The organism is Ignavibacteria bacterium (assembly GCA_017302895.1).
In the GTDB taxonomy this organism is placed as follows: domain Bacteria; phylum Bacteroidota; class Ignavibacteria; order Ignavibacteriales; family Ignavibacteriaceae; genus UTCHB3.
In genome coordinates this window covers 832,144-855,155 of sequence record JAFLBV010000001.1, presented here as the reverse complement: position 1 = coordinate 855,155, position 23,012 = coordinate 832,144, and the positions used below count along the sequence as shown (strand labels likewise).

The following is a 23,012-nucleotide window of genomic DNA, read 5'->3' as shown; positions in this document are numbered from 1 at the left end:
CGTGAGCTTATGGTTATAACGCGACGAGGCTGATCATCCCGGATTTTTGATGGAGGATTCAAGGGTTTAAACCGGCACGGACAGTGTGAACCTGCTCCCTTTTCCCTGTTCCGATTCCACGGAGAGTGTGCATTTGTGGATATCGGCGAGTTCCTTAACCAGTTTTAAGCCAAGCCCGGTTCCTTTTTCATTTCCGGTGCCGGGAGCTGACTCGTTTGGACTGTTATCGAAAAGGGATTTGCGGACAGCTTCGTCCATTCCGGTGCCGCGGTCAAGTACAGAGAGCTCCAGGGAGTCCGGTTTTTTGATCGCTTCCATGAAGATGGAACTGTCGGGATAGGAAAATTTTATCGCATTGTTGAGGAGGTTACCCAGAATTGTCTCCAGGATATATTTGTCGCCTTTAAATGTTACATCCTCAGGCGATTTCGCCACCACCTTAATTTTCTTGGCAGATGCAGAAGGTTCAAATGATTCCATAACGGTGGCAAATATTTCAGAAACCTTCAACTCGGCAGGGTTGACCACAAGTTCTCCCCTCTGAGCTCTCGCCCAGGTCAGGAGGTTGTTCAGGAGTTGAGAAAGATGTCCCGAGGTTTTGTTAATAGACTTTGCCATCTCCTTCCTTTCAGCGTCATCCATCTCCTCATAGTCATCGTGTAAAATCTCAGCAAGATTTTTTACAGCGAAGAACGGGTTTTTAAGATCGTGTGCCAGAATGGAAAAGAACCTGTCTTTAGACGAGTTTAATTCTACCAGAAGGAGTTTGGCTTTTTTCTCCGACTTATAGCGGAGGATCATCAGGATAATTCCTCCTAAAACGAGAAGCGAAACAATAATCAAAAAGGAAGTCGTCACCTTCTGATATTCGACATCTTTTCTGAGGATTTCATTTTCACGGTCTTTTCTTTCGGTCATGAAAGCAGTTTGCAGATCGGCTATCTTGTTCAATGTAGTTTGACTGAATATTTTGTCTTTCAGAAGGGCGTGTTCTCTGAGAGCAATATAAGCCTGCTTGTAATCACCCTGCATCACAGCGAGGTCAGTAAGGTACTCGTAGGCGACCATTAACTGATCCTGATGACCTGTTTTTTGAGATTCTGATTTTGTATAGTCAAGGGATTTCTGAGCGGCAACCAGATCCCCGAGTTCCATGTATATTTTGGCAATCCTGTTGGTATTGATTATCTCCCCGTATTTGTTTTCTATTTTTTTATCGATTTCGATCGATTTCAGGGAATAATCGAGAGCGGTTTTAAAATCATTCTTCTTAAAGTATACATCACTCATGCCTCGAAGAGCTTGAGAGATACCTTTGGAATAATTAATTTGCTTGCTTTGTTCAATAGCCTTTAAAAAGGCTTCTTTGGCTTTATCGAGTTCACCCAGATATGTGTAAGCGTTAGCGATATTTATCAGCGACTTTGCATGACCTCTTTTGTCACCTCTTTCGATTCTTAGAGCTGCGGATCTCATAAAGTAATCTAGGGATTTGGCATAGTCCTGTTGCGTCAGATACACTTCACCTATGTCGTTGAGGGCATAAGCCATTCCTTGCTTGTCACCGATATTTTCGAAAATATGAAAGGCGTGCATCATATTTTCGAGAGCAGCGGAATAGAGTGCATTTTTGAAAAAATAGTCACCAAGATTGTTGTAGGAGTAGGCTATTTGAGTGGAGTCGCCGACCAGTTTGGCATACTTGAACGACTCATTGTAATAGTAGTAAGCAGAGTCAAGATTCCCCGTTTCCGAATGAATTACCCCGAAATAATCAAGTAGCAAACCCTTGTTCTTGGCATCGCCCAGTTTTTCATAAATACCAAAAGCTTCCCTGCCGAATTTCAGAGCGAGTGAGGGGTTATTGGTTCTGTTGTCCCAGCATATGCGGGAGAGAATGCCTGCTTTGGAAGTGTCGTCGAGAGATTGTATTGATCTGAGAACACTGTCTAATTTGGGTTGGGCAAGAATCAGCGGAGTAAACAGCAGAAGACAGAAAACGGAAATTTTCAGCTTGTTCAATAAATCATGTATTTTCATATAATTAACTTACAAAATTTCCAATCGATAATAAAACCAGAAAAATCAGAATTTTTAATCCTGTTCTACATTAATTACAGGAAAAGTAACCGTAATTCTTGTTCCTTTGGGGAAATTGTCGGTGAGTGCAATATTGCCATCAAACCCGTTTATGATGGTTTTGGCGAGGGATAAACCAAGTCCATACCCGTTAATGCCATATTTTTCGGCATTGGTGGCTCGATAGAAACTTGTGAAGACTTTTTCTCTCTCTTCTTCGGGGATTCCAATTCCGTTATCCTCGACAATAATGGATGCAGAGCCGTTTACCCGCTTTAAAGCGAGCACTACTTTTTCACTTTCATCAGAATATTTCAGACCGTTTTCGACCAGATTTCCAACTACCATCGCAATGAGATCTGCATCCCCTTTCACAAACACCGAGTGTTCGATTTCCGATAAAATTCTTTTATTGTCCTTTCCTGCGGAATCTTCGACGATTCTTGAAAGATTGATAATCGAGCCGTTTTTCTCCCCTTCCATTTTAATTTTTGAGAGAGTGAGAAGTTTTTTAACAATGGCTATCATTTTTTCGGTTTGAGAATCGAGTACCTTGAAAGCCTCCATATATTCCTCTTTGGTTCTCTCCCTTCGCATGGCAAATTCAATTTCGGTTTTCATTGCAGTAAGGGGATTCATCAACTGATGTGAAGCATTGTTGTTGAAGCCGCTTATTTGTGAGAACTCAAATTCAAGCCGGTTGAACAACTGGTTAAGAGTGTCGCGGAGTCCGCCGATGGGGTCTTCGGGTTCAGCTTTGTTTTCGATTCTGCCGTTCAGATTGTTCGCAGAAATCGATTTTGCGATGTTGACTATTTCCTCAACGGGACGGAAAGTTCGCCGGGAGATGTAAACGGAGAGGGGGATTATCACCAGAATGGTTATCAGAATCAGGAATGCATGATACTTAATCGATTCGTCGAGCCTTCTGAAGAGTTCGTTGTTAAGAGTAGCGAGTTGGAGAATCGCTTTTTTACCCTCTTTGGAATTGATCGCAGAGTAATAGACTCTGAGATTGTTTTCACCGATTTCCATATCATCGTACAGCGGAAGTTCCACTGGATCAGCCAGGGGTTTTTCGATTCGATTAAATTTGGTAATGTTTTCGCTTAAAAGCAGGTTTTTGCCGTTCAAATCATAAATCTGTAGCAGGAAGGGGTGCTGTGTGATCTCGTGAAAATCCCTTTCGGCAAGTTCGACATTACTGACAATCCTGATGGAATCTTTCTCGTAAGCGAGGGTGTTCAGGAGTTTTTCAGTTTCGTGCCTGAGGCTGTTATCGACCGAATTTTGCAAAATTTTCCTGATCGAAAAAATCGAAAAGACGGAAAAAATCATGAAAAAGGAGATGAAAAGGAAGAGTATCCAAAAAAAGATGTTTCTGACAGAAAAAGTAAAGACGCTTCTGATTTTATTCATCAACCGAGAAAAAATAGCCTTCGCCATAGACATTTTTTATAAATTTCTTTTCAGAAAACTCTGCGAGTCTTTTTCTGATGTTTTTTATTGAAGCTTCTACAAAGTTGGTTTGGGGAATGAAATCGAGCCCCCAGACCCCTTTGATAATGTTCTCTTTTGAAACGAGTTTGTTTCTGTTCTCGAGAAAGAATTTAAGGATATCAAATTCTTTTTCGGTGAGTTTTATATTCCCGGCACTACACTCAAGTGTGCGGGCAAGAAGATCGAGAGAGAAAACATCGAAATGGATCACCTCGTTTGTCTTGTCGTATCTTCTGCTGACAGCCATCACCCTTGCAATCAGTTCTTCGAAAGAGAAGGGTTTTGTGATGTAGTCGTCTGCACCGTGGTTGAGGCCCTCGACAACATTTGAGACATTTCCCATTGCGGTCAGAAGGATAACAGGGGTCGAGATGCCTTCCTTACGGATTCTGCGACAGAGGTCGATTCCGTTCAGTTTTGGCATCACCCAGTCGAGAATTATAATATCAAACTTCAGGTCTTGCAGCAATTCCCACCCTCTTTCGCCGTCAAAAGCGATGGTTGCATTATGCCCTTCCTCCTGAAAAAGTTTCTTCAGGGAGAGGGTAAGTTGTTCTTCATCATCGACAATTAGGATGTTCATTTAATAATTTTCAGTTATTGACACAAAAACATATTTAATAACGATGAGAATAAAAAATGAATATTTTTTCATATTTGTTTATGATGCTGATATCTTAAAAAGAGTTAAGTTTGAATTGAAAGCGATCAATTTCTCATAAAGAGGTAAAAATAATGAAAAGAATCCTAACCCTGTTGCTGGTTGCACTTACTTTTGCAGCCAATGCACAAAATTATGTTGGAGTACAATCCTGCCAGATGTGTCATCAGGGAACGCTCCGTACTTTCCCCGGTTTTAATTCGTGGAAAGCGACATTACACTCGAAAATCCATCTTCTCCCTTCTACCGAGACCATGAAAGGTGATTATTCACAAACCGTCTCGATGGGTGCTGCTTATGGAAACGCTACCGTTACTTTCCGCACCTCAGGAGCAGATTACTTCATACAATTAAATCCTGTCTCAGGATCACAGGTTGAATACAAAGTTGAATACACCTACGGTGGTGGCTGGAAACAGAGATACCTCGTAAAAATTGGCTTAAGCTATTACATTCCACCTGTACAGTGGAACCTCAAGAAATATCTTGACAACTCCACCGGAAACTGGGCGGCTTACAATCCTCAGAACTGGTTTACATCAACCGGTGCTTTGAAACCTCAGGACAATGTTTTCCGTGCAAAATCATGGGATAAAAATTGTGCCGGATGCCATGTTGTTCCGGGTAACAACACCAATACAGTTACTGTAAATGTAAGTGGCACCGACACATCATGGACTTACGGCTGGGCAAACAGCAGCAGCGCTGACAACATAGTTGTTGGTTGCGAATCATGCCACGGACATCCTTCTGCATTCGCAGGACCGGGCCATGTCAACAAACTTACCGACCTTTCATACGACAGAAAACTTGATGTTTGCGGTCAGTGCCATTTCAGAGGAACCAGCAAGGGTAAAGTATTCGAATATCCGTATGATGAAGTAACCGGCAAAACCTACCCTGTTGGCGAAGATCTCGCTGGATATGTAACTTACAAAGGCGGCTTGTGGCCCGATGGAAAAACATCGAAACAACACCACCAGCAGTCGATGGATTTCAAATACGCCAAACACTTTAACTCCAATTTTGGAATGACATGCGTTACCTGCCATGATCCTCATCAGGAAACAGCACAGTCACATCAGTTGAAACAGGATTTCAACTCCCTTACACCTGGTGTCGGTTGCGTTTCATGTCATGCTGACAAAGCTGCTGAAACAGGCGGTATCAACAACCATACAAAACATTCACAGTCAATCAGCCAGTGCGTTAACTGCCACATGACTCAGAATGCCACCACTGCAAGAGCTTATGACATTTCCAACCACAGCTTCATGCCAATCAGACCAAACCTGACTATCACTTATGCAAATGTTACCGGTGGTCAGATTAATACATGTGCTGTTTCGTGCCACAGAAATGGTCAAGGCACAAGAGGAACCGGTTATGGTTTCGGTATCACAGATGCAACACTTACAGACTGGTCAGAATCAACAGATATCGCGCTTGCAGATACTCTTTGGAGATACTATCAGGCAATGTGGGGAATCGTTGGTCTCGAAAAAGAAGAATCAGGAGTTCCATCAGAGTTCGCTCTAAACCAGAACTTCCCGAATCCTTTTAACCCGACTACAACGATTTCATTCAATGTAGCAAAAACAGCCAACATGCGTCTTGAAATCTTCAACGCAGCAGGCGAACTCGTGAACATCCTTGTGAATCAGGAACTTGCTCCCGGAACATATAAATATCAGTGGGACAGCAGAGCCGCCGCCGGTTATACAGTACCAAGCGGTATCTACTTCTACAGACTCGTTTCCGATAATGTAAATCTTGCTACGAAGAAAATGATCTTAATGAAGTAGTTTAGTTGTGATTTATGAGTTATAAGTTATGAATTGTCCCTTTGACTAAATCATAATTAATACCAAAAATTGTAAAAGAGCCTCTCATGAAAATGGGGGGCTTTTTTTTTAAGGATGATGGCTGAATAATTTCAAACTTTCAGCCTTCTCTCTTCAGCCCTCTGCCTTCTTCATTCAGCCTTCTTCATTCAGCCTTCAAACATTCATCTCACTCTGTATCCAAATGAGTCGACATAATCGAGGTCAAACAACAATATCTCTCTGGTAAGCATATAGGAACCGAAGACTCCCAGACCGCCTTTCACATTTGTAAAGACATTTTCATCGAGTCTGACTGAATAGGGATCGAGATATCCGTTTACACTTGAGTAGTATTTTGCCAAATTTGTATCATAAACCAGAAGTCTAAGTTCAGCCCTAAGAACCCTGAACATCCCTTTGAAATCGTAGCCGGCAGAGATCTTCTCCATTGTCGAGTCGATTGCACGGTAGTCAAAAGAGACCCATCTGTTTGTGTTAAATGTTGGAAAGACGATTTGAAGTTGTTTATTTACAGTCAGATAGTCAGTCGGCACCTCGATGGAGAAAACCCCCGGCTTATCGTCGCGCATGTAAAATATCTCCAGTTTGGGGACATACAAATAGAGGTCCTGAGTTCTCCACTGCAGGGTATATCTTCCCGCAATTGAACTCTTGCGGTCGTAGCCGATCGCAAAAACCGATTTTTCCACATACACCTGCGGCGGTACAACTGTGACAGCTTCCAGTACCTTCCCCTCGGGAGTAACGATTTTTGCAGTTACCGGTTTTTCTGCCTGCGGTTTAAATTCGGTGGACACATAAGCGGGCATCTTCTTCCCGTAACGAGTAGAATCCGACCTGTCAATGAGTGTGTCGCGGAATCGGTATGTTACTCCATCCTGCGTGACTTCCACAAGACACCCGGCAATCTCGGGAGATACTGTGTTCGTTGAGGGGTTAAAATTTGAGACATCGTAGCTTTTTGCGACTACAATTATCTGCTTTGTCGAGTCTCCCTTAAGCGAAGAATATACAAACAGCTTCTCTTCAAACGGGAGTTTAGGAGCAAACTCCTCATCACAGGAGAGGTTTAAGAGAGAAATCAGGACAATAAAGATCAGTCCGGTGATTTTCATATTTCAATCCTTATGCTAGCTGACGGGAGGAAGGGGAGCATATCCACTCTTTCACCCGTGTCACGAATAAAATAAAAGATGTTCCTTCTGTCATAGACATTCAGAAGACTTACATCAAGATCAATTTTTGCAAAGAACAATTTGAACGATTTTGACAGACTCAGGTCAAGTCTGTGATATGAAGGGAGCCTCTGTGCGTTTCTTGCACCATAGAGGTATGAAGGGTCGTAAATCCCCTGAGCATACCACGAACTCCACGGATCCATAATGTTCCACTTGTCGTAGAAACCTGCAATACCTGTATATGGAAGACCGGAGGAGAATCGCCAGACTGCATTGAACTGCCATCCTTCCCAGAATATCCAGCCGATTTGCAGATTAACAGTATGCCTTGTGTCATATCTTGGGTTGAACTCGATCCCGTTTTTCTTTTTAAAAGAATAGCCAAGCGAGTAGGAGCCTTTAAAGAAAAAGGTCTGAAACGAAACATCGAAACTGAAATCGAGGCCGTATGATCTTCCGTCTGCCTGAACAAAATCGGGATCAAGATTTGTATATTTCAATTCATTTATATCGACAAGATTATCGATGTCCTTGTAATATCCCTCAACCGAGAGCTTGCACCACTCGGTCAGATAGTAGTCAATACCACCGATCAGGTGGGTTGCCTGAGCGGGTTTAAGATAGTCGGGCACAACCACCCACGGTTCAAAAATCGAGATGAGCTCTTCCTCGTTTGAGAGGGTCACGAGATTCTGCGAAAACCTGCCGACACCGAGTCGAAAGGCAAGAATTGGAAGTGGCACCCAGGTAACATTAAGCCTCGGCTCGAGAAAGAACGGACTCTTCTCCGATGCCGATACAACATTAAGCCGCATTCCGGCGTCCACTCTAAAAGTTTCATAGCGGAGAAGTTTGTATTTTACATACGCTACCATGTCAAGTCCGCGCTGCCTGAGTTCGGTCTTGCTGCCAAACAGATTGGTAAGTTTCAGCTCGGTAGTGAGAATTTTATTGTGAAAACCTGCCCACAACTCATCCCTGCTGTCAAAGATATAAGTAAAATCCCAGTTGCTTGTGAAATCGGCAATGATGTTTTTTCGCGGTTTCGAAGTTGTCAGATTCGGCACCACTTCTCCTTCGAAAGTGGTGTAAGTGAACGACATATTGGAGTAGAGAGGCGAAGCCCAAACCTGATACCAGTTCAAACCAAAACTTGAATTGTTGAAGTAATAGTCCTCTTTTGCCAGATTTTTATTCTCAATTTTGTCATCGCTGAAGAAGCCGTGTACTGTAAACCAGCCGTTTTCATAAAATTCGGGATTCGAATAGTTAACCTTAAAGGAGAGATCGTAAAACTCAAAAGGTGCAGCCCTGTTGTTCAGGAATTTCTGTACAGCTTCCGGTCTGTAACTTTTTCTGCCGGTAAAAAGGAATGAACCACCCGGAATCGGGCCCTCAAATGACATTTTCCCCGACATGGTGCTCGCTGCCGCAGTGCCGACAAACCTGTTTTTATTCCCGTCACGGGTTACAACATTCAGAATCGAGGAGAGTCTGCCGCCATATTCGGAAGTGAAGCCCCCTTTGTAAAACTCGAGCATCTTGATCATCTCCGGATCGATAACAGAAAACAATCCAAGGGCATGAAACGGGTTATAAAGAACCGATCCGTTAATTACAACGGCATTTTGATCACTTCCACCTCCTCTGACATAGTACCGTGCAGTAATGTCCCCGGTGGATGTAACCCCGGGCGATACTTTTAGTGCCCTGAGCATGTCGGCTTCGACTCCTGCGGGAACCGACTTGATCTGCTGGAGCGGTATCTGCTCTATGCTTATGGAGGGGTCGTTAAGTTCGGGTCTTCGAGTCCCCGTGATCGAAACTTCATCAAGAGTGATTGCTGACGGCATCAGGGCGATGTTCAGTTGAGTAATCGTGTTTTTGATTATCCTAACTTCAACTTCACGGGTAACATATCCGATATTTGAAATTCTTATGGTATGCTTCCCTGTAGAGATACCGGGGATAAAATAATATCCCTGCAAATCGGTTGATGCCCCGCGGCTTGCGCCGACAAGAATTACATTTGCAGAAATAATGGAGTTACCGTTCGTTGAATCTGTTACAAAACCTCTTAGAGTACCTGTGCTTTGTGAGAAGAGGAGAGTCTGAAGAATCAAGGAGGCAAAAATCAGTTGCTTGAGTGAGATGTTCTTTGTCAAAAGGGAGACTTGTTTTGTTAATTTTAATAGTTTTGTTATCAAATTTAATCATTTTTACCCTTTTTTAAGAGAATGGTAAAAATTTAGTGTTAATCGTCCGATTTTATTTATTTTTGCCTGATACATTCTACGAGAGATTGAAATGAAGAGAATTCTGGTTGTTGATGATGAAGAATCGAATATTCTGATACTAAAAACAGTGCTTGCTGATTGCGGCTATCAGATTTTCAAGGCGAATAACGGGGAAGAGGCTCTCAGGCTTCATCAGGCAGAACCTTTTGATATGATAATTACCGACTGGATGATGCCCCTAATGGACGGGATTATTCTCACCTCGACCATCAGGCTTCATCGTATCGGGAGCCCGGTTATCATTCTGATTACTTCACTCGCGATTGAAGGAGCCCGGGAGAGGGCAATGATGTGTGGCGCCGACTTCTATCTTCAGAAGCCGCTGGTTCCTGATGTGGTAAGGAACATGGTCAGCAACGGATTCAAAAGACAGGAATCGGGAAATGTAAAAATCAGGATACCCGAAGCGACAGCGATCAGACAGTCTGTCCCTTTTTCTGCAGTCGGAATTGCAGCCAGTACCGGTGGTCCCGCTGTTCTCGTGGAGTTTATGAAAACCCTCACTCTGGACAGCAGATTAAGCTATTTCATTGTTCAGCATGGACCTGACTGGATGATTGAGACTTTTGCAAAAAGCCTTGCGAATCTTACGAAGCATGAAATAATTTTGCCCGATGAGAGACAACCGGTGAAGCCGGGGAAAATCTACCTCGCTCCCGGTGACTTCCACCTGACAATCGAAAGCAACAGCCTCACTTTCCGGCTCGAAGACACTCCACTGATAAATTTCGTAAGACCTTCGGCTGACCCTCTGTTTTATTCGATTGCCAACACTTTCGGTATTAAATCGATGGGTGTGGTTTTGTCAGGTATGGGGTGCGACGGATCAGCAGGTGCAGCGAAAATAAAATCAGTCGGCGGACAGGTATTTGTGCAGGACCCTGCCGAGGCAGTCGTGCCATCGATGCCACAGGCAACTCTGGACCTGGAGGCAGGCATAAGGAGTTATAAAGTAAGCGAAATAAACGATCAGATAAGAAACAGGTTACGGCAAATCAGTTCGATCGCATATATTTGAGAGCTTTAAACAGGCTGTCAAATTTATGAATTTCACCGAACCTGATTTCATTCACACCTACTTCAGATGCAACAATTATAACATCTGCCAGGTTATGAAATATGCCATGACCTGCAATCCCGGCTCTTGAGTCAAGAAGTTTCGAGAGTTTGTTTGCATCCGGTATCTCACCAAAATTTGTATCCAGTATATAGTTGCCGTTATCGGTTATATAGGGGTCGCCGGAAGCGTCAAGTCTTAATTGTGATACAGCATTCAGGGTTTTAAGGTATTCAGCCTCGACCGCTGCTGCCATAGGGAAAACCTCGAGCGGAACAGCCCATCTTTCTCCGATTTTATCCGAGAGTTTCGATTCGTCCACGATAATTACCCGAAGACCGGAGTTCTGAGCAACAATCTTTTCCCTGATAAGTGCACCGCCTCCCCCTTTTATCATGTCGAACGAGCTGTCAACTTCGTCAGCACCGTCAATATAAACATCAAGGGTGGTAACCCGTGAGAAAGTAATCAGCGGGATTCCAAGTTCAGTTGCGATTTTTTCGGTGGCACTTGAGGTGGCGATGCCCTCAATATTCTTTAGTGTACCGTTTTTTAGATTGTTTGCCAGGCCCTCAAGCGCGAATTTTACAGTGGAGCCTGTACCCAAACCAACCTTGTAGCCGCTTTTCACATATTTCAGTGAAGCAAGGGCTGCCAGTTCTTTGAGAGTATCAGTTTTGGTCATAGTAACCGGTTACTTAAATTTTCAACAATGATTTCTAAAAATACGGAATTACCCGTTTACATATTTAAATTCTGTGAGTAAAAATGCAAAAAAATCTTAACTTTTCTACACTTCTTCTTATCGCTTTGTTCCTGTCGGGATCAAAGATAACTGACACACCGAAACCATGGGTTTTTAACCCCGTTCTGCCACCGGAGATTACCGTTTTTGGTGAGAGAGTCCCCCTTGAAGACCCGGAGGTGAGGGAGAGAGTTGAGAACGAAATCATTCTTATGAGCAGACAGGAGCACCTGATGCTTCGCTATTTCAAGAGATCGGGGAAGTGGTTCAAAAAATTTGATGAAATCCTCACCCGCGAGGGTGTCCCCACAGATTTCAAATATCTTGCAGTTGTCGAAAGCGGACTTGACAACCTCGTATCATCAGCAAAAGCTGCGGGATTCTGGCAGTTTCTCGACGAGACGGGTCGTCAGTTTGGCTTGAAAATAAATCAGGAGATCGACGAAAGATATGACCCCGAAAAATCTGCAATGGCAGCGGTAAGGTACCTTAAAATGGCAAAGGGCAAATTTGGCACCTGGGCAGCGGCTGCAGGTTCGTATAACTGTGGAATGGGTGGCATGGAGACGAGGATGGCTGCTCAAAAAACGAGGGGATATTACGATCTGCTTCTTCCCGAAGAGACCATGAAGTATGTCCCACGAATTGCTGCCATGAAACTTATTTTTGAAGACCCCGCAAAATATGGCTACATCCTGAACGAAAACGACTACTGGAAACCCAATACCGGGCGGGAAATACAGATAAATGAGACCATCACTGACCTTGCTGCATACGCAGTCCAGAATGGCACTACATACAAAACATTGCGCTATTTGAATCCATGGATCAGAGGCACTCGTCTGACCGCTGCAAAAGGTTCGCCGGTTACCATCAAACTCCCGTAGGTTGAAAAGGAGTCAAACTTCAAATATTCAATTCTGGTCGCCGGAATCGTGAGAAAAAACCGAATCGACAAACTCCTTTAGTTCTGCCTTGGAGAATGGCTTCGCGAGATAATGGGAAAACCCGTGTTTGATAAAGATGTCTTCCTGCCCCGACATGGCATAAGCAGTAATTGCCACTTTGGGGATTTTTGAATATTTGGGGTCGTCTTTTATTTTTTGAACGAAGTCGATCCCTGAAATTCCCCGTCCGAGATTGATATCCAGCAAAAACGCATCAAAATCCTTGTCTCCAAGCTGTTTAAGTGCCTTTTCTGCTGATCTATAAGTTTCGATATCATAGTCAGATTCGAGTACCTTGGTGGTAAACCAGATAGAGGCATCATCATCTTCAACGAAAAGAATTCTTTTCCTCCCTTCTGTGGTTGTTTTATTTTCGTCCTTGCCGGGATTTATTTCATCCACCTGCAGAGTCTTTGATCCATTCTCAATCTCACACCATGGAAGGGTAATGGTGAAAACCGTTCCGAATCCAAGCCGGCTTTGTAATTCAATATTACCCCCAAGGAGATCAATATATTTTTTTACAATAGAGAGTCCTAAACCTGTCCCTTCAAACTGTCGGCCGTATCCTTCGCTCGCCTGACGAAACTCATCAAAAATCAGACTTTGTGCATCTTCCGGAATTCCGATACCGGTATCCGAAACTTTTATCAATGCCTTTTTGTCTCCATCAATCTCGAGAACCCCGGTTTCAATCTTCACTTCTCCCCGGTGAGTAAACTTGATTGCATTATTTACGAGGTTGTTTACTATACTGTCGAGCAGTCTTCTGTCTGCGATCACTCCGGCTTCAGGGTCCGAGTTTATAATTTTAAACGCCAGCCCCTTTCCTTCTGCAAAAGCCCGGAAGGATTCAAAATCCTCTTTTACCACTTTTGCGAGGAGCATCTTTTCCTCTTCGATTTCCTCTTTCCCCGATTCCACCCGTGCGAGATCAAGGATAAGATTAAGAGTACCCATCAATCTCACTCCTGAGCGGTGTATTGACTCGACAACACTGAGAATATCCTCATCCGTAACCATGTCTTTAAGTACTTCTGTAAATCCCATGACACCGTGGAGGGGAGTACGAAGTTCATGACTCATGTTAGCGAAGAAGCTCGATTTAGCCCGGTTTGCTTCCTCTGCCCTGTCTTTTGCTTCCATGAGTTCTTTTTCCAGATGGACACGGTCGGTGATGTCTCTTGTGATACTGATGAAATACTTCATTCCATTGAGTTCGATAACACTTGCCGACATCAAACCGTACTTTGTCCTACCATCTTTATGTTTAAACTCGATCTGAATATTGGTTACACTTCCCCTCTCCTTGATATGCTCCGCCAGCCGTTTTCTGTATTCCGGTGTCGGCAAAAACCCCAGGGTTAGCGCTGTATTACCCGCCACTTCCTCATCGGTATGCCCTGTTATTTCGAGCAGACCCTGATTGTAGTCTACAATCCTGCTGGAGACCAGCTCAGTAATCATGATGGCATCTGGAGAGGTATAAAATGCCTTTGAAAATTTCTCTTCAGAAAGAGCGAGTTGTTTTTCCCGGTTTCTTATCTCGGTTCGGTCTTTGAAAACCAGAACCACACCTGTAACTTCGCCGGTTTCCAAATTATGAATTGGTGACGCACTGTGAGAGATGGGGATTTCCTCACCCGTTTTGGTGTTGAGCAGTGTATACTCAACCGATTTAACCACATCTCCTGTTTTTATTACTTCTTCAACGGGATTTTTGGCGTGATGACGGGTTGCATCATCCAAAGTGTGAAAAACTGTTTCAATATTTTCTCCCCGGACTGAATCCAGACTCCACCCCGTCAGTTGCTCAGCGATTTGATTCATCTGTCTGATTTTTCCGTCAGGGTCGGTTGTGATAACACCATCTCCAATGCTGTAGAAGATGGTCTTAAACTCCTGACCGAGCTTGGCAAGTTCCTGTTCGGCCTCAAGAATTGTCCCCAGATACCTGCTGTTTTTTGATGAAAAATAGTAGCCGAGACTGATAAAGAGTGTCATCAGAGACAACCCAATAATCGAAGAGAGGAGTACTGTATCTTTTGCAATATTTGCAACAACTTCCTCAACATCAACTTTCGCTATAAGTATCCAGTTTGTTGTGTTAATATTTTTAATAACCGAAAGAACCTCTTTGCCCCTGTAATCGATCCCTTCAAAGTTACCATCGAAGCCTTTACTTCCCTTTACAACAGGACGATTGTCAAGTTTGTTATCAACTTTAAAGGTTAGTACTGCGTTTTCAACATATTTTAAGGGGCTTAAAAAGACGATGGAATCACCGTCTGTTTCAGCAATGTAAGATTCCCCTGTTTGTGATTCCGCGGGCCACTTTGTGAGTATGGGAAACAGATGCAATGAGGGATCTGTCCTGAAAACAATATACACTTTTTTACCGTTATGTATTAAATCAAGGGAGGCAATGATATCCAGATGGTAGTCGAGGCTTTCCCGGTCCTGATAAATAGTTGTAAACCGGAAAGGTTTGGTGGAATCGATTAAGGCTGCTTTTTTAAGTAATTCGCCGTTGATTTTTTCAATTGCATTAGAGCTTAACAAGATTTCCCCTGATTCATCAAATACGACCAATCCCTGATAACCGTAATTCAATTTGATCCGTTCGAACCTGTCATTCAACCGCTCTCTAATTTGATTGTTTGCCGGGTTCTGTAGCAATTCCTTTACAGCGCTGACAGTAACCGGGCTGTTACCCATCATCCGGATATCATTCGATCGCTCTTTTAACCAGGCTGCGATCATGTCCATTTTGTAGTCAGTAATGGCCAGTAACTCTGAATATTTTCTCTTTATAACATCCCTTTTATCATTGTTGTAATTAAGAAATCCAAAAGCTATGGAGATGCAAACCGCGACAGTTCCCAGAATGATTGCGATGCGGTACTTCAACACTATTTCTTTGAGAATATTCATATTTATGGTGCTCAGCTTTGGTTGAATCAGGTTAAATCAGGCTTTGCATCCGCCTCAGCCGTCACGCAACAAACCACCGGTTACGGATTGCAAATTTTACAAATGAAATATATGTAAAATTGATCCAATTCGATTGCAATTTAGACGAAATAAGGCCCCTGCACGATGAAACGGATAAAAAAAAGGGCTGCTCTGAAAAACAAAGCAGCCCGGATCAGAATTTTATTTCTGCAGATTTTTATTTGAGCAGGGTGAATTTCTTTGTTGCTTTAAAGCTGCCGGCTTCTATCTTGTAGAGATAAACACCACTTGCGAGTTTTGAAGCATCAAATGAGACATTGTAGGTTCCGCTCTGATGGAATCCGTTAACTATCGTTCCAACTTCTTTTCCAAGTATGTTGTATACTTTTATCGATACAACGCCTGCTTCAGGTATTGTATAGCGAATGGTTGTCGAAGGGTTAAAAGGATTCGGGAAGTTTTGTGCAAGCTGGTAGCCAGTAACCACAGAACCGTCGGTAACATCAGATGGAGAATCATTCATGAGTCTGACATTTACAAATGGATTGTAGTTATTTGCTCCAACAACTGCAACAGCAGTAACAGCATTCATGAAGTCAGGTCTGTCAGGCACAACCGTGTACTGACCCGGTAAAACGCCGTCGAGAACGAAGTTGCCGTTTTTATCTGTCATGGCGAAAGCTACAACTTCATTATCGGAATCGACTGCATAAACAAACGATTCTGAAGCAGCTTCGGTCAATCCTGCCATCACCTTGCCTGATATCCATGCGAAACCGCTGTCGGGTCTTGCACGAACAGTAAAGTTGATATTCGAAATGAGAGTTGTTTCGTCAACAACTACCGAATCAGCCTGACTTCTTCTGTAAGCCTGAACTCCGTCATATCTGAAGTAGGTTGGTTTATAGTTGCCTTGTGGTTTTACAAAAAGAATATACTCACCGGGGACGAGATTTGCGAAGGCATAACTACCGAGTGAATCGGTATGCACTGCATAATGCTTCTGTCCGAAGAGATTTCCTTCAACTCTGTAAGCCGACACATATCCCGGTACAGGTGTACCGACTGTATCCACAACGGTTCCGCTGATGCCATTGGCATAAACAGGGAGGGGATCCATTACGAAATCGATGCCGGTTACATTTCCTGATACGGCAATTTTGTCTGCTTCAGTGATGACTCTTTTATTGTTGTAGAACTCGGGGAAATAAGCGAATCCCGGAGCTTTTGCATAAACAATAACAGTGTCATTTTCTTTAACAGGCACGGAGTAGTTGCCAAGACTGTCGGTGTGGGTTCTTTTTACCATGTAATGATAGTTGTTCAACCTTACCTTGTAAACATAAATCTCTGCCCTCTGAGCAGCACCCTGATCGTTGGTAACTGTACCTGTCAGGGTATATGTTGCCGGCGGAACGAAGGTTGCAAGATCGATGGCGAGATTAACGGAATCGCCAACTGCCAAAACTACAGGTGTTGCATTTGCAAAAGAGGTAACATTGTCATAATATTCAGAGATATAGCCCGGCTTCGTGGTCTGTACAAAATATGTGCCGGTCAGGACGGTTAATGAGAATGTTCCATCTGTTTTGGTTTTTGCTGAACGCATGTAATTGGATGTTTGTGAAAACACCTTTACAAATGCATCTTTCAAAGGTGCACCTGTTGCATTAAGAACAGTTCCTGTGATTTTAGCATAAGCCGGTGGAGGTGGAGGTGGTGCCAGAGTGATCTCTGCTGTGTTTGAAGGATCACTTGTTGCTGCATTTGTATAAGCCACAACATAATACTGATATGTAGCTCCGGGGAGTACCCGTGTGTCACTAAACCTTTTATCCCAAAGGTTGGAAGCGATTACTACAAAATTAGTACTGTCCGCATGTTTCTTGAATACTTTGAAACGAACATAGTTTCCGGGGGTTGGAGGTGCATATTTCCAGACAAGACTTACGAACTTGCCATGATGACTTGCGCCACCCTCGGTTGCCTTTAAACTATCCGGTGGTGCCAATTGCGAGAACACCGGAATTGTTGCGAACACAAATACTGCAAGCAGGAAAGTTGCAAGTTTTTGACGCATAAGACTCCTTATAAGTTGGTTAAAAAAAATAAACTGCTGATCCTTAAACTTGGACATCCTAAACCAGACAAGGGTTTAAAAAATTATCAAACTTTTTTGGGGAGTAAAATTACACATTAATTTCTTTTTAAGCCGTGATTCAGCATGAAAATCACTCTTGAAACAGCTTCAAATTACTTTTTTTTCGATAAAATGCCATTTTCTGTCGGTGAATATGCCGTAATTTTATTCACTTTTCCCGATCATCCTGAAAATGCTGACTTCTAAAGGTTAATTTCATATTTTTGCCATTGGCTTTAGCCTAATTTTTTCTTTTTTTAATCAATCAGAGACTGAAATGGAAAACGAATTTGAACGGGAAGACGAATTTCTACCCGAAGAACTTTCTTTTGGCGACAAAATAACAGGAGTGATAACAAGCCCTGCTTCAACTTTTGAGTCGATCGCAAAATTTGAAATAAAAACATCCGACTGGCTTGTCCCCTTGTTAATCCTGCTCGCAGGAGCCGTACTCTTCACCATACTGAAGTTTACTGATCCTCAGGTAAAGGCTGATCTGTGGGCGAAACAGAAGGCACAAACACTCGAACAGCTTAAAAAAGAGAATAAGAGTGCCGACGAGATAAAGAAAATGGATGAACTAATGGAACAGCAAAAGACCATGATGAGCGGACCGCTCGGTTATGTCTTCATGGGAATTCCGATTTTCATCGGTGGATTCATTATGTTTTTCATTGCTACCGCCATCTACCTGGCACTTGCGAAGCTGATCCTGCATTCACCAATTAATTACAAAGGGATGATGGTGGCATACTCCCTGCCGGCTCTAATCCCCCTTGCGGGAATGGTGATCACGACAATTCTTACCCTTCTTCTCTCGACCATGTATGCCGATACTTCCCTGGCAACATTTCTCGGGATCGAGAAAGGACCCGAAAAAAGCTTCCTGGCGATACTCGATCCAATAAAGCTTTTCAGTTGCTATCTCACAGGAATTGGAATGGCAAAGCTCTCCAATTCGGAAGAGACCAACAAATATGTGATTTTTTCAATCGGGGTACTGGTTGCTTTCTACCTGATACTCGGCTCATTAAGCATGGCATTCCCCGGGTTGCAAAGTTTCGGGTTGTAAATGGAACAGGTAGCTTCTCTCATCCAGGCGATGCTGGCACCGGGAATAATGATTTCCGCCTGCGGTTTGCTAATCCTCGGTATGAACAACAAGTATTCGCTCGTGGTCAACAGGATCAGAGCGCTAAATGAGGAAAAGAGGAAATATGCAAAATCAGCGGACACGAAGGATTTCGAGTATTTTGATGAGATTCGATTAAAAAGCATTTCGGTGCAACTCAACTCACTCATTATACGCCTCTCACTTGTAAAAAATGCCGTGGTATGCTATTCCGTTGGAGTGGGCTGCTTTGTAATCACCTCGATCTGGATCGGAATCGGAATGGTTGTCACCAAAACCGAATTGCTGAATTTTGGCATTATCTCGATTGTTTTCTTTGTTCTTGGGATGACCATAGTTCTGGTCGGAATTACCTTCGCCGCAAGAGAATCGATTAAAGGATATGAAATAGTCAGTTTTGAATTGAAGGCGGACGAATAGACGGATGACAGAGGAAGAATACCTTTCCCCGGAGAATATGATCAGACTTTACTCCATGGGGGCTTTCCCCATGGCTGAAAGCAAAGATTCTCCCGAAGTCAACTGGTATATTCCGAAATCAAGAGCGATTATTCCTCTGGATAACTACAACATACCGAGATCGCTGAAAAAGACAGTCAGAACGGGAACATTCGAGATCAGAATCAACGATGATTTTGACCGGGTCATCGATGGCTGTGCCGACAGGGAAGAAACCTGGATAAACGCTCCGTTAAAAGATGCTTACAGAAATCTTTTCGAGATGGGCTATCTCTATACTTATGAGGTGTTTCAGTCTGATGACCTGCTCGGAGGATTGTACGGCATCTGCCTTGGAGGTGCTTTTTTTGGTGAGTCGATGTTTACAAAGAAGAGTCAGGGCTCCAAAATAGCCCTGACTTTTCTAATAAACCGGTTAATCAAAAGGGGGTTTGTTCTTCTGGATGTGCAACTGATGAATCCGCATCTGAAAATGTTCGGGGCAGTCGAGGTACCGGAAGATGACTATAATCACCTCCTTCACAAGGCCCTCGCCACGCGTACCGGATTTCTTTAATTTGCGGTTACCTGCCGTGTTTTTTCATAATCTTCTCCCACTCCTCCACTTCGAGCACTTCCGACTCGTCAATCAGCATAACGGGAATATCGTTTTCAATTCTGTACCTGCGACGGGTGTTTTTATCGGTTGAAACCAGAAAGTCACCCTCGAGAACGAGGTCGGCTTTTGTTTCGGGACAGCACATTATACTTAACAGTTCTTCTGAAATCATTTTATTTCCTTGTATTCCTTTAATCTGCCTAACGATTCCGCCCAATAAAAGAGTTCCGTTGCGGCTTCCCGTTCAAGTTTTGTAACTTCCGGATTTGTCAGAGCGGTTACAAGCTTCTCAATCATGAGTTTGTAATGCTCTCTGAAATTCTCCTTTAAAAACAATCCGTCTTCAATTTTGTTTTGTGAATATGCAAAAGCAAAAGCTTCGGTGAAGGAATTGTAGTCCTTCACATCACCCGGACGGGTCTGCGGAGCGGAAGCACATCCTGCTAAAAAGAGAATGAGTAAAACTGATATGACGGTTTGGTGTCGGCGGTTCATAACCTCAAATAATTAATATTCAAAGTTAGAGAACCGCCGTCAATTATAAAAATCAGAAAATCCAGGTGAAGGTTACTCTGTATGCATCAGAGAAAAAAGGTGCTTCAGTATCGAAGGGCCAGTTCATCTTCTCTTTTCTGAGTTCATATGCGCCGTATGAGAGGGCATTTTTCAAAAGGAAGTAAACTATTGGTGTGGCTCCGGGTGAGGATTTGTGTATTCTTGCCACGAATTCATCTATCAAGCCGTGTCCTATCTCTTCGATAATGGAACTGCCTGCCCAGTACCAGAACATGGTTCTCGGATAAACAATCGATCTCTGCCAGCCGGCTCCAATTTCCACGGTCTCATTTACTCTAAACTTGAGACCACCTTCAAATCTGTTTCCAAATCTTACAGCTTCGTTATAGAGGTCCATTGTTTCCCGGGCTTTCCCGAATATATTAAAAGTGTCGACTGTCATATACGACCACTGCATACCGCGGGAGTTATATGGAATTATCTTAAGACTTCCTGCATCGTATGCTATTCCTGATGATGCGTCGAAACCAAACTTCCATGCGGTAGTCTGTATTTTGCTTCCATCAGTTGAGCTGCCGATATTGTAGGCATGTTTTCCGAAGTATAAACCGGATTGTTTTTCAAAAGGGGCTCTCCATGGATTGGAGGTTGTGCTTGAATAACCGAGTTTAGCCTCTATCGAGCCGGTATTTGCTATCGAACCGGGTAATCCGAAGTATGTGTTCTCCGCCATTCCGTATGACAGGGAGATATATGGCTTTTTATGATTCCAGCCAAAATCGAAAGTCCAGTCGTCAAATTCCCACCAGTCGTCATTTTGGGCAAAAGCCATGGAACTCGTTAAAACTGTAAAAAGAAGGACCAATCTGTATTTCATTGTTACTTTTCTCCATATTTAAAATCTGCACTGCAAAATTATCAATAATAAGCGGTTAATTCGAAATATTGTGATGCCCGATTTTATTTTTTGACAAGCGGTAGTTATTATTGCCTGACATTTTTTGAGGAGTTTTCATGAAGTATTTAAGTTTTCTTCTTTTGGCTGTTTTGGTACTGCCGGCATATTCCCAGTCTGCTTTTCATCAGGTGATGAAGACAGAACTCGCTTTTTCCGCACTGAGTGTGAAATCGGGAATAAAAACATCATTTCTGGCATTTCTTTCCGATTCGTGCAAGATGTATGACAAAGATACACTCGTCGATGGCAAACCCCTCTATGAAAAAAGAACAGGTGAAGAGAAAAACACTCTGGTTTGGTACCCTGATCATATAATTGCCCCTGAAGACGGGGAGATTGCTTTTTCGACCGGTGTGTATAACCTGAAGAGGAAAAGTGACAGTTCAGTCATTTCCAACGGAAGATTTTTCACCGTCTGGAAAAAGGAAGGAACGGATTACAAAGCAATATTTGACGGAGGCAATGAGACTGATGATAAATTTCAGCCGTTCGATGAGAAAAATGTAAGGAGTGTGACAGTTTCGGAAAAAGACAAATCGACTACCGGTTTCGAAGACTTCTACAAAGACTTTATGAATCGCCTCTACGAAGGAAAACTCGAGAGAAATGATATTTCGGATGGTTTTGTTGGAATAATCAGCGGGAAAAGTCACAATGACACAGAAAGTTTGCTTGATGCACTTAAAGAATTTCGTTATGTATCAAAAGTAGAGGAATTGAAAGAATTTTCCTCAAAATCAGGAAATCTTGCCATCAGGGTGGGGAGATTTGTATCTGCTAAATTTGTCAGACCGGTGATGTTTCTTGCAGTCTTTACTCTTCAAAAAAACAGGTGGATGCTGGACACTGTTTCAATCTCTCTCTGATTTTCCCCTTTTTGACTCCCGAATTTTAAGTGAAGGATGACAGGGCAGTACTCCTGTCATCCTTCAATCATCATTTCAAACTTATTACCGCGAAAAGTTACAAAGTTTTTGATGTTCCAAGTTTGTTGTTTTTGTAGTCAAATTCGGAACCCATCGCGCTGTGAGGAATGTAATACATCGCCAAAAGCACGATCAGGGCTACAATTCCCAACCAGTAACGGGGTTTCTTGATACTGAACACCCACGCTCCCAACCAGAACAAGAAGGAAAAGAGCAATTTGTTGTCGGTCAAATCCCAGCCAAAGGGAATTCCCGACCAAAAGACTCCGAATGCAAATTTCTGCACTATCGGACCAAGAATCAGCCCTCCGATGAAGAGTACGATTGTGGTAATCAAAGCAAATTTTGTAAATGACGGGTGCTTTAGAAAAGCATAGAATCCCGTTATATTCGACATAAACATGCCTGCGAACATAAAGAGAACATGAACAAGCACTATCCACAGAGGCACATGCCCCTTGAAGCGGATTACAACTGTTTCGTGCCCGGTGATATCCTGAGGCTCTTTATCTTTTGCCTGAAGTACAATGGAATATTCAAGCTTACCGGCAGGTGGCTGCTTCGGGAGAAAAGCCTGAATTATCGTGTCTTTTTTTTCAAAATTTACTTCCTTGTACTCCTCATTCATTTTGAATCTTCGGTAGAGAAGTTTCGCTGTGATTGAAGTATCGGAAACCGGAAGGATGACCGGGCAATCGGTGTCATCTCCGTGAGAACGGGGAAGTTTTACCTTGTATTCCTGCCCTTCGAATGTGAAGGTAATCTTTTTATCGTAGGTTGGTCCCGTTACCCTTTGGTAATAACCTGTAACCAGCATAAGGACTGCCGCGACCACCCACCAGATCCACAGTTTTCTTTTTTTGTCTGTCATATTATAAATATTCGTTGTGTAAATATCAGTTTTGATTCTGAATTATACCTGTTCCTTTAAACCGGAACTGATTTCACTTGCAAAAATAATCAATTCAGCAGGTATAAGGGCTTTTTCGAGACTTTTATTTTCAATAAATCTCATTG

The 23,012-nt window shown here is 43.0% G+C and carries 19 protein-coding genes; 7 read left to right on the top strand and 12 right to left on the bottom strand.

The window, feature by feature from the left end; all coding sequences use genetic code 11:
* Positions 1-66 precede the first annotated feature (66 nt).
* The 3 genes from J0L60_03300 to J0L60_03290 form a co-directional block, all read right to left on the bottom strand.
* A complete protein-coding gene (locus tag J0L60_03300; protein MBN8545138.1) occupies positions 67-2,022 on the bottom strand; it encodes a tetratricopeptide repeat protein in 1,956 nt (651 codons plus the stop codon).
* 72 nt (positions 2,023-2,094) lie between these two features.
* Positions 2,095-3,498, bottom strand: coding sequence for a HAMP domain-containing histidine kinase (locus J0L60_03295; GenBank protein MBN8545137.1), 1,404 nt, complete (start codon positions 3,496-3,498; stop codon positions 2,095-2,097).
* Positions 3,491-4,162, bottom strand: a complete 672-nt coding sequence (locus J0L60_03290) for a response regulator transcription factor (protein MBN8545136.1) — start codon at positions 4,160-4,162, stop codon at positions 3,491-3,493. The genes J0L60_03295 and J0L60_03290 overlap by 8 nt, the downstream gene beginning before the upstream one ends.
* A gap of 152 nt (positions 4,163-4,314) precedes the next feature.
* Here J0L60_03290 and J0L60_03285 point away from each other — a divergent pair, with 152 nt between their 5' ends.
* Complete coding sequence (locus tag J0L60_03285) at positions 4,315-6,045, top strand: T9SS type A sorting domain-containing protein (GenBank protein MBN8545135.1); 1,731 nt, start codon at positions 4,315-4,317, stop codon at positions 6,043-6,045.
* Between the two features lie 203 nt (positions 6,046-6,248).
* On the opposite strand, the gene J0L60_03280 is transcribed toward J0L60_03285, so the two are convergent.
* On the bottom strand, positions 6,249-7,202 hold the full coding sequence (locus J0L60_03280; protein ID MBN8545134.1) for a DUF4249 family protein: 954 nt from the start codon (positions 7,200-7,202) through the stop codon (positions 6,249-6,251).
* Positions 7,199-9,430, bottom strand: a complete 2,232-nt coding sequence (locus tag J0L60_03275; protein MBN8545133.1) for a TonB-dependent receptor — start codon at positions 9,428-9,430, stop codon at positions 7,199-7,201. The genes J0L60_03280 and J0L60_03275 overlap by 4 nt, the downstream gene beginning before the upstream one ends.
* Positions 9,431-9,572: 142 nt before the next feature.
* Here J0L60_03275 and J0L60_03270 point away from each other — a divergent pair, with 142 nt between their 5' ends.
* Complete coding sequence (locus J0L60_03270) at positions 9,573-10,580, top strand: response regulator (protein ID MBN8545132.1); 1,008 nt, start codon at positions 9,573-9,575, stop codon at positions 10,578-10,580.
* On the opposite strand, the gene rpiA is transcribed toward J0L60_03270, so the two are convergent.
* On the bottom strand, positions 10,558-11,304 hold the full coding sequence (gene rpiA, locus J0L60_03265; GenBank protein MBN8545131.1) for a ribose-5-phosphate isomerase RpiA: 747 nt from the start codon (positions 11,302-11,304) through the stop codon (positions 10,558-10,560). The two genes, J0L60_03270 and rpiA, sit on opposite strands and share 23 nt — an antisense overlap.
* 83 nt (positions 11,305-11,387) lie before the next feature.
* On the opposite strand from rpiA, the gene J0L60_03260 reads away from it, so the two are divergent.
* Positions 11,388-12,251: a lytic transglycosylase domain-containing protein gene (locus J0L60_03260; GenBank protein ID MBN8545130.1), complete on the top strand. Its 864-nt coding sequence runs from the start codon at positions 11,388-11,390 to the stop codon at positions 12,249-12,251.
* Between the two features lie 27 nt (positions 12,252-12,278).
* Here J0L60_03260 and J0L60_03255 read toward each other — a convergent pair whose 3' ends face one another.
* Together J0L60_03255 and J0L60_03250 are read right to left on the bottom strand one after the other, a co-directional pair.
* Positions 12,279-15,245, bottom strand: coding sequence for a PAS domain S-box protein (locus tag J0L60_03255; GenBank protein ID MBN8545129.1), 2,967 nt, complete (start codon positions 15,243-15,245; stop codon positions 12,279-12,281).
* 238 nt (positions 15,246-15,483) lie between these two features.
* Complete coding sequence (locus J0L60_03250) at positions 15,484-17,346, bottom strand: carboxypeptidase regulatory-like domain-containing protein (GenBank protein MBN8545128.1); 1,863 nt, start codon at positions 17,344-17,346, stop codon at positions 15,484-15,486.
* Between the two features lie 337 nt (positions 17,347-17,683).
* Between J0L60_03250 and J0L60_03245 the strand changes: the two genes are divergently transcribed.
* Genes J0L60_03245 through J0L60_03235 form a run of 3 tightly spaced genes read left to right on the top strand, consistent with a single transcriptional unit; the run spans position 17,684 to position 19,553 of the window.
* Complete coding sequence (locus J0L60_03245) at positions 17,684-18,478, top strand: YIP1 family protein (GenBank protein ID MBN8545127.1); 795 nt, start codon at positions 17,684-17,686, stop codon at positions 18,476-18,478.
* Positions 18,479-18,508: 30 nt separating this feature from the next.
* Complete coding sequence (locus J0L60_03240; protein ID MBN8545126.1) at positions 18,509-18,958, top strand: DUF2721 domain-containing protein; 450 nt, start codon at positions 18,509-18,511, stop codon at positions 18,956-18,958.
* Positions 18,959-18,962: 4 nt separating this feature from the next.
* Positions 18,963-19,553: a leucyl/phenylalanyl-tRNA--protein transferase gene (locus J0L60_03235; protein MBN8545125.1), complete on the top strand. Its 591-nt coding sequence runs from the start codon at positions 18,963-18,965 to the stop codon at positions 19,551-19,553.
* Between the two features lie 7 nt (positions 19,554-19,560).
* Here J0L60_03235 and J0L60_03230 read toward each other — a convergent pair whose 3' ends face one another.
* The 3 genes from J0L60_03230 to J0L60_03220 are packed head-to-tail and all read right to left on the bottom strand — an operon-like array spanning position 19,561 to position 20,988.
* Positions 19,561-19,767 (bottom strand): hypothetical protein, encoded by a 207-nt coding sequence (locus tag J0L60_03230; protein MBN8545124.1) that lies wholly within the window; start codon positions 19,765-19,767, stop codon positions 19,561-19,563.
* The gene (locus J0L60_03225; protein ID MBN8545123.1) at positions 19,764-20,090 is read right to left on the bottom strand and encodes a hypothetical protein; all 327 of its coding nucleotides are present in this window, start codon (positions 20,088-20,090) and stop codon (positions 19,764-19,766) included. The genes J0L60_03230 and J0L60_03225 overlap by 4 nt, the downstream gene beginning before the upstream one ends.
* Before the next feature lie 52 nt (positions 20,091-20,142).
* Positions 20,143-20,988 carry an outer membrane beta-barrel protein gene (locus tag J0L60_03220; protein ID MBN8545122.1) on the bottom strand — a complete coding sequence of 282 codons (846 nt, stop codon included), beginning with the start codon at positions 20,986-20,988 and terminating at the stop codon, positions 20,143-20,145.
* 137 nt (positions 20,989-21,125) lie between these two features.
* On the opposite strand from J0L60_03220, the gene J0L60_03215 reads away from it, so the two are divergent.
* On the top strand, positions 21,126-21,935 hold the full coding sequence (locus J0L60_03215) for a hypothetical protein (protein MBN8545121.1): 810 nt from the start codon (positions 21,126-21,128) through the stop codon (positions 21,933-21,935).
* A 97-nt stretch (positions 21,936-22,032) separates the two neighbouring features.
* On the opposite strand, the gene J0L60_03210 is transcribed toward J0L60_03215, so the two are convergent.
* Positions 22,033-22,866: a hypothetical protein gene (locus J0L60_03210; GenBank protein ID MBN8545120.1), complete on the bottom strand. Its 834-nt coding sequence runs from the start codon at positions 22,864-22,866 to the stop codon at positions 22,033-22,035.
* Positions 22,867-23,012: the final 146 nt, after the last annotated feature.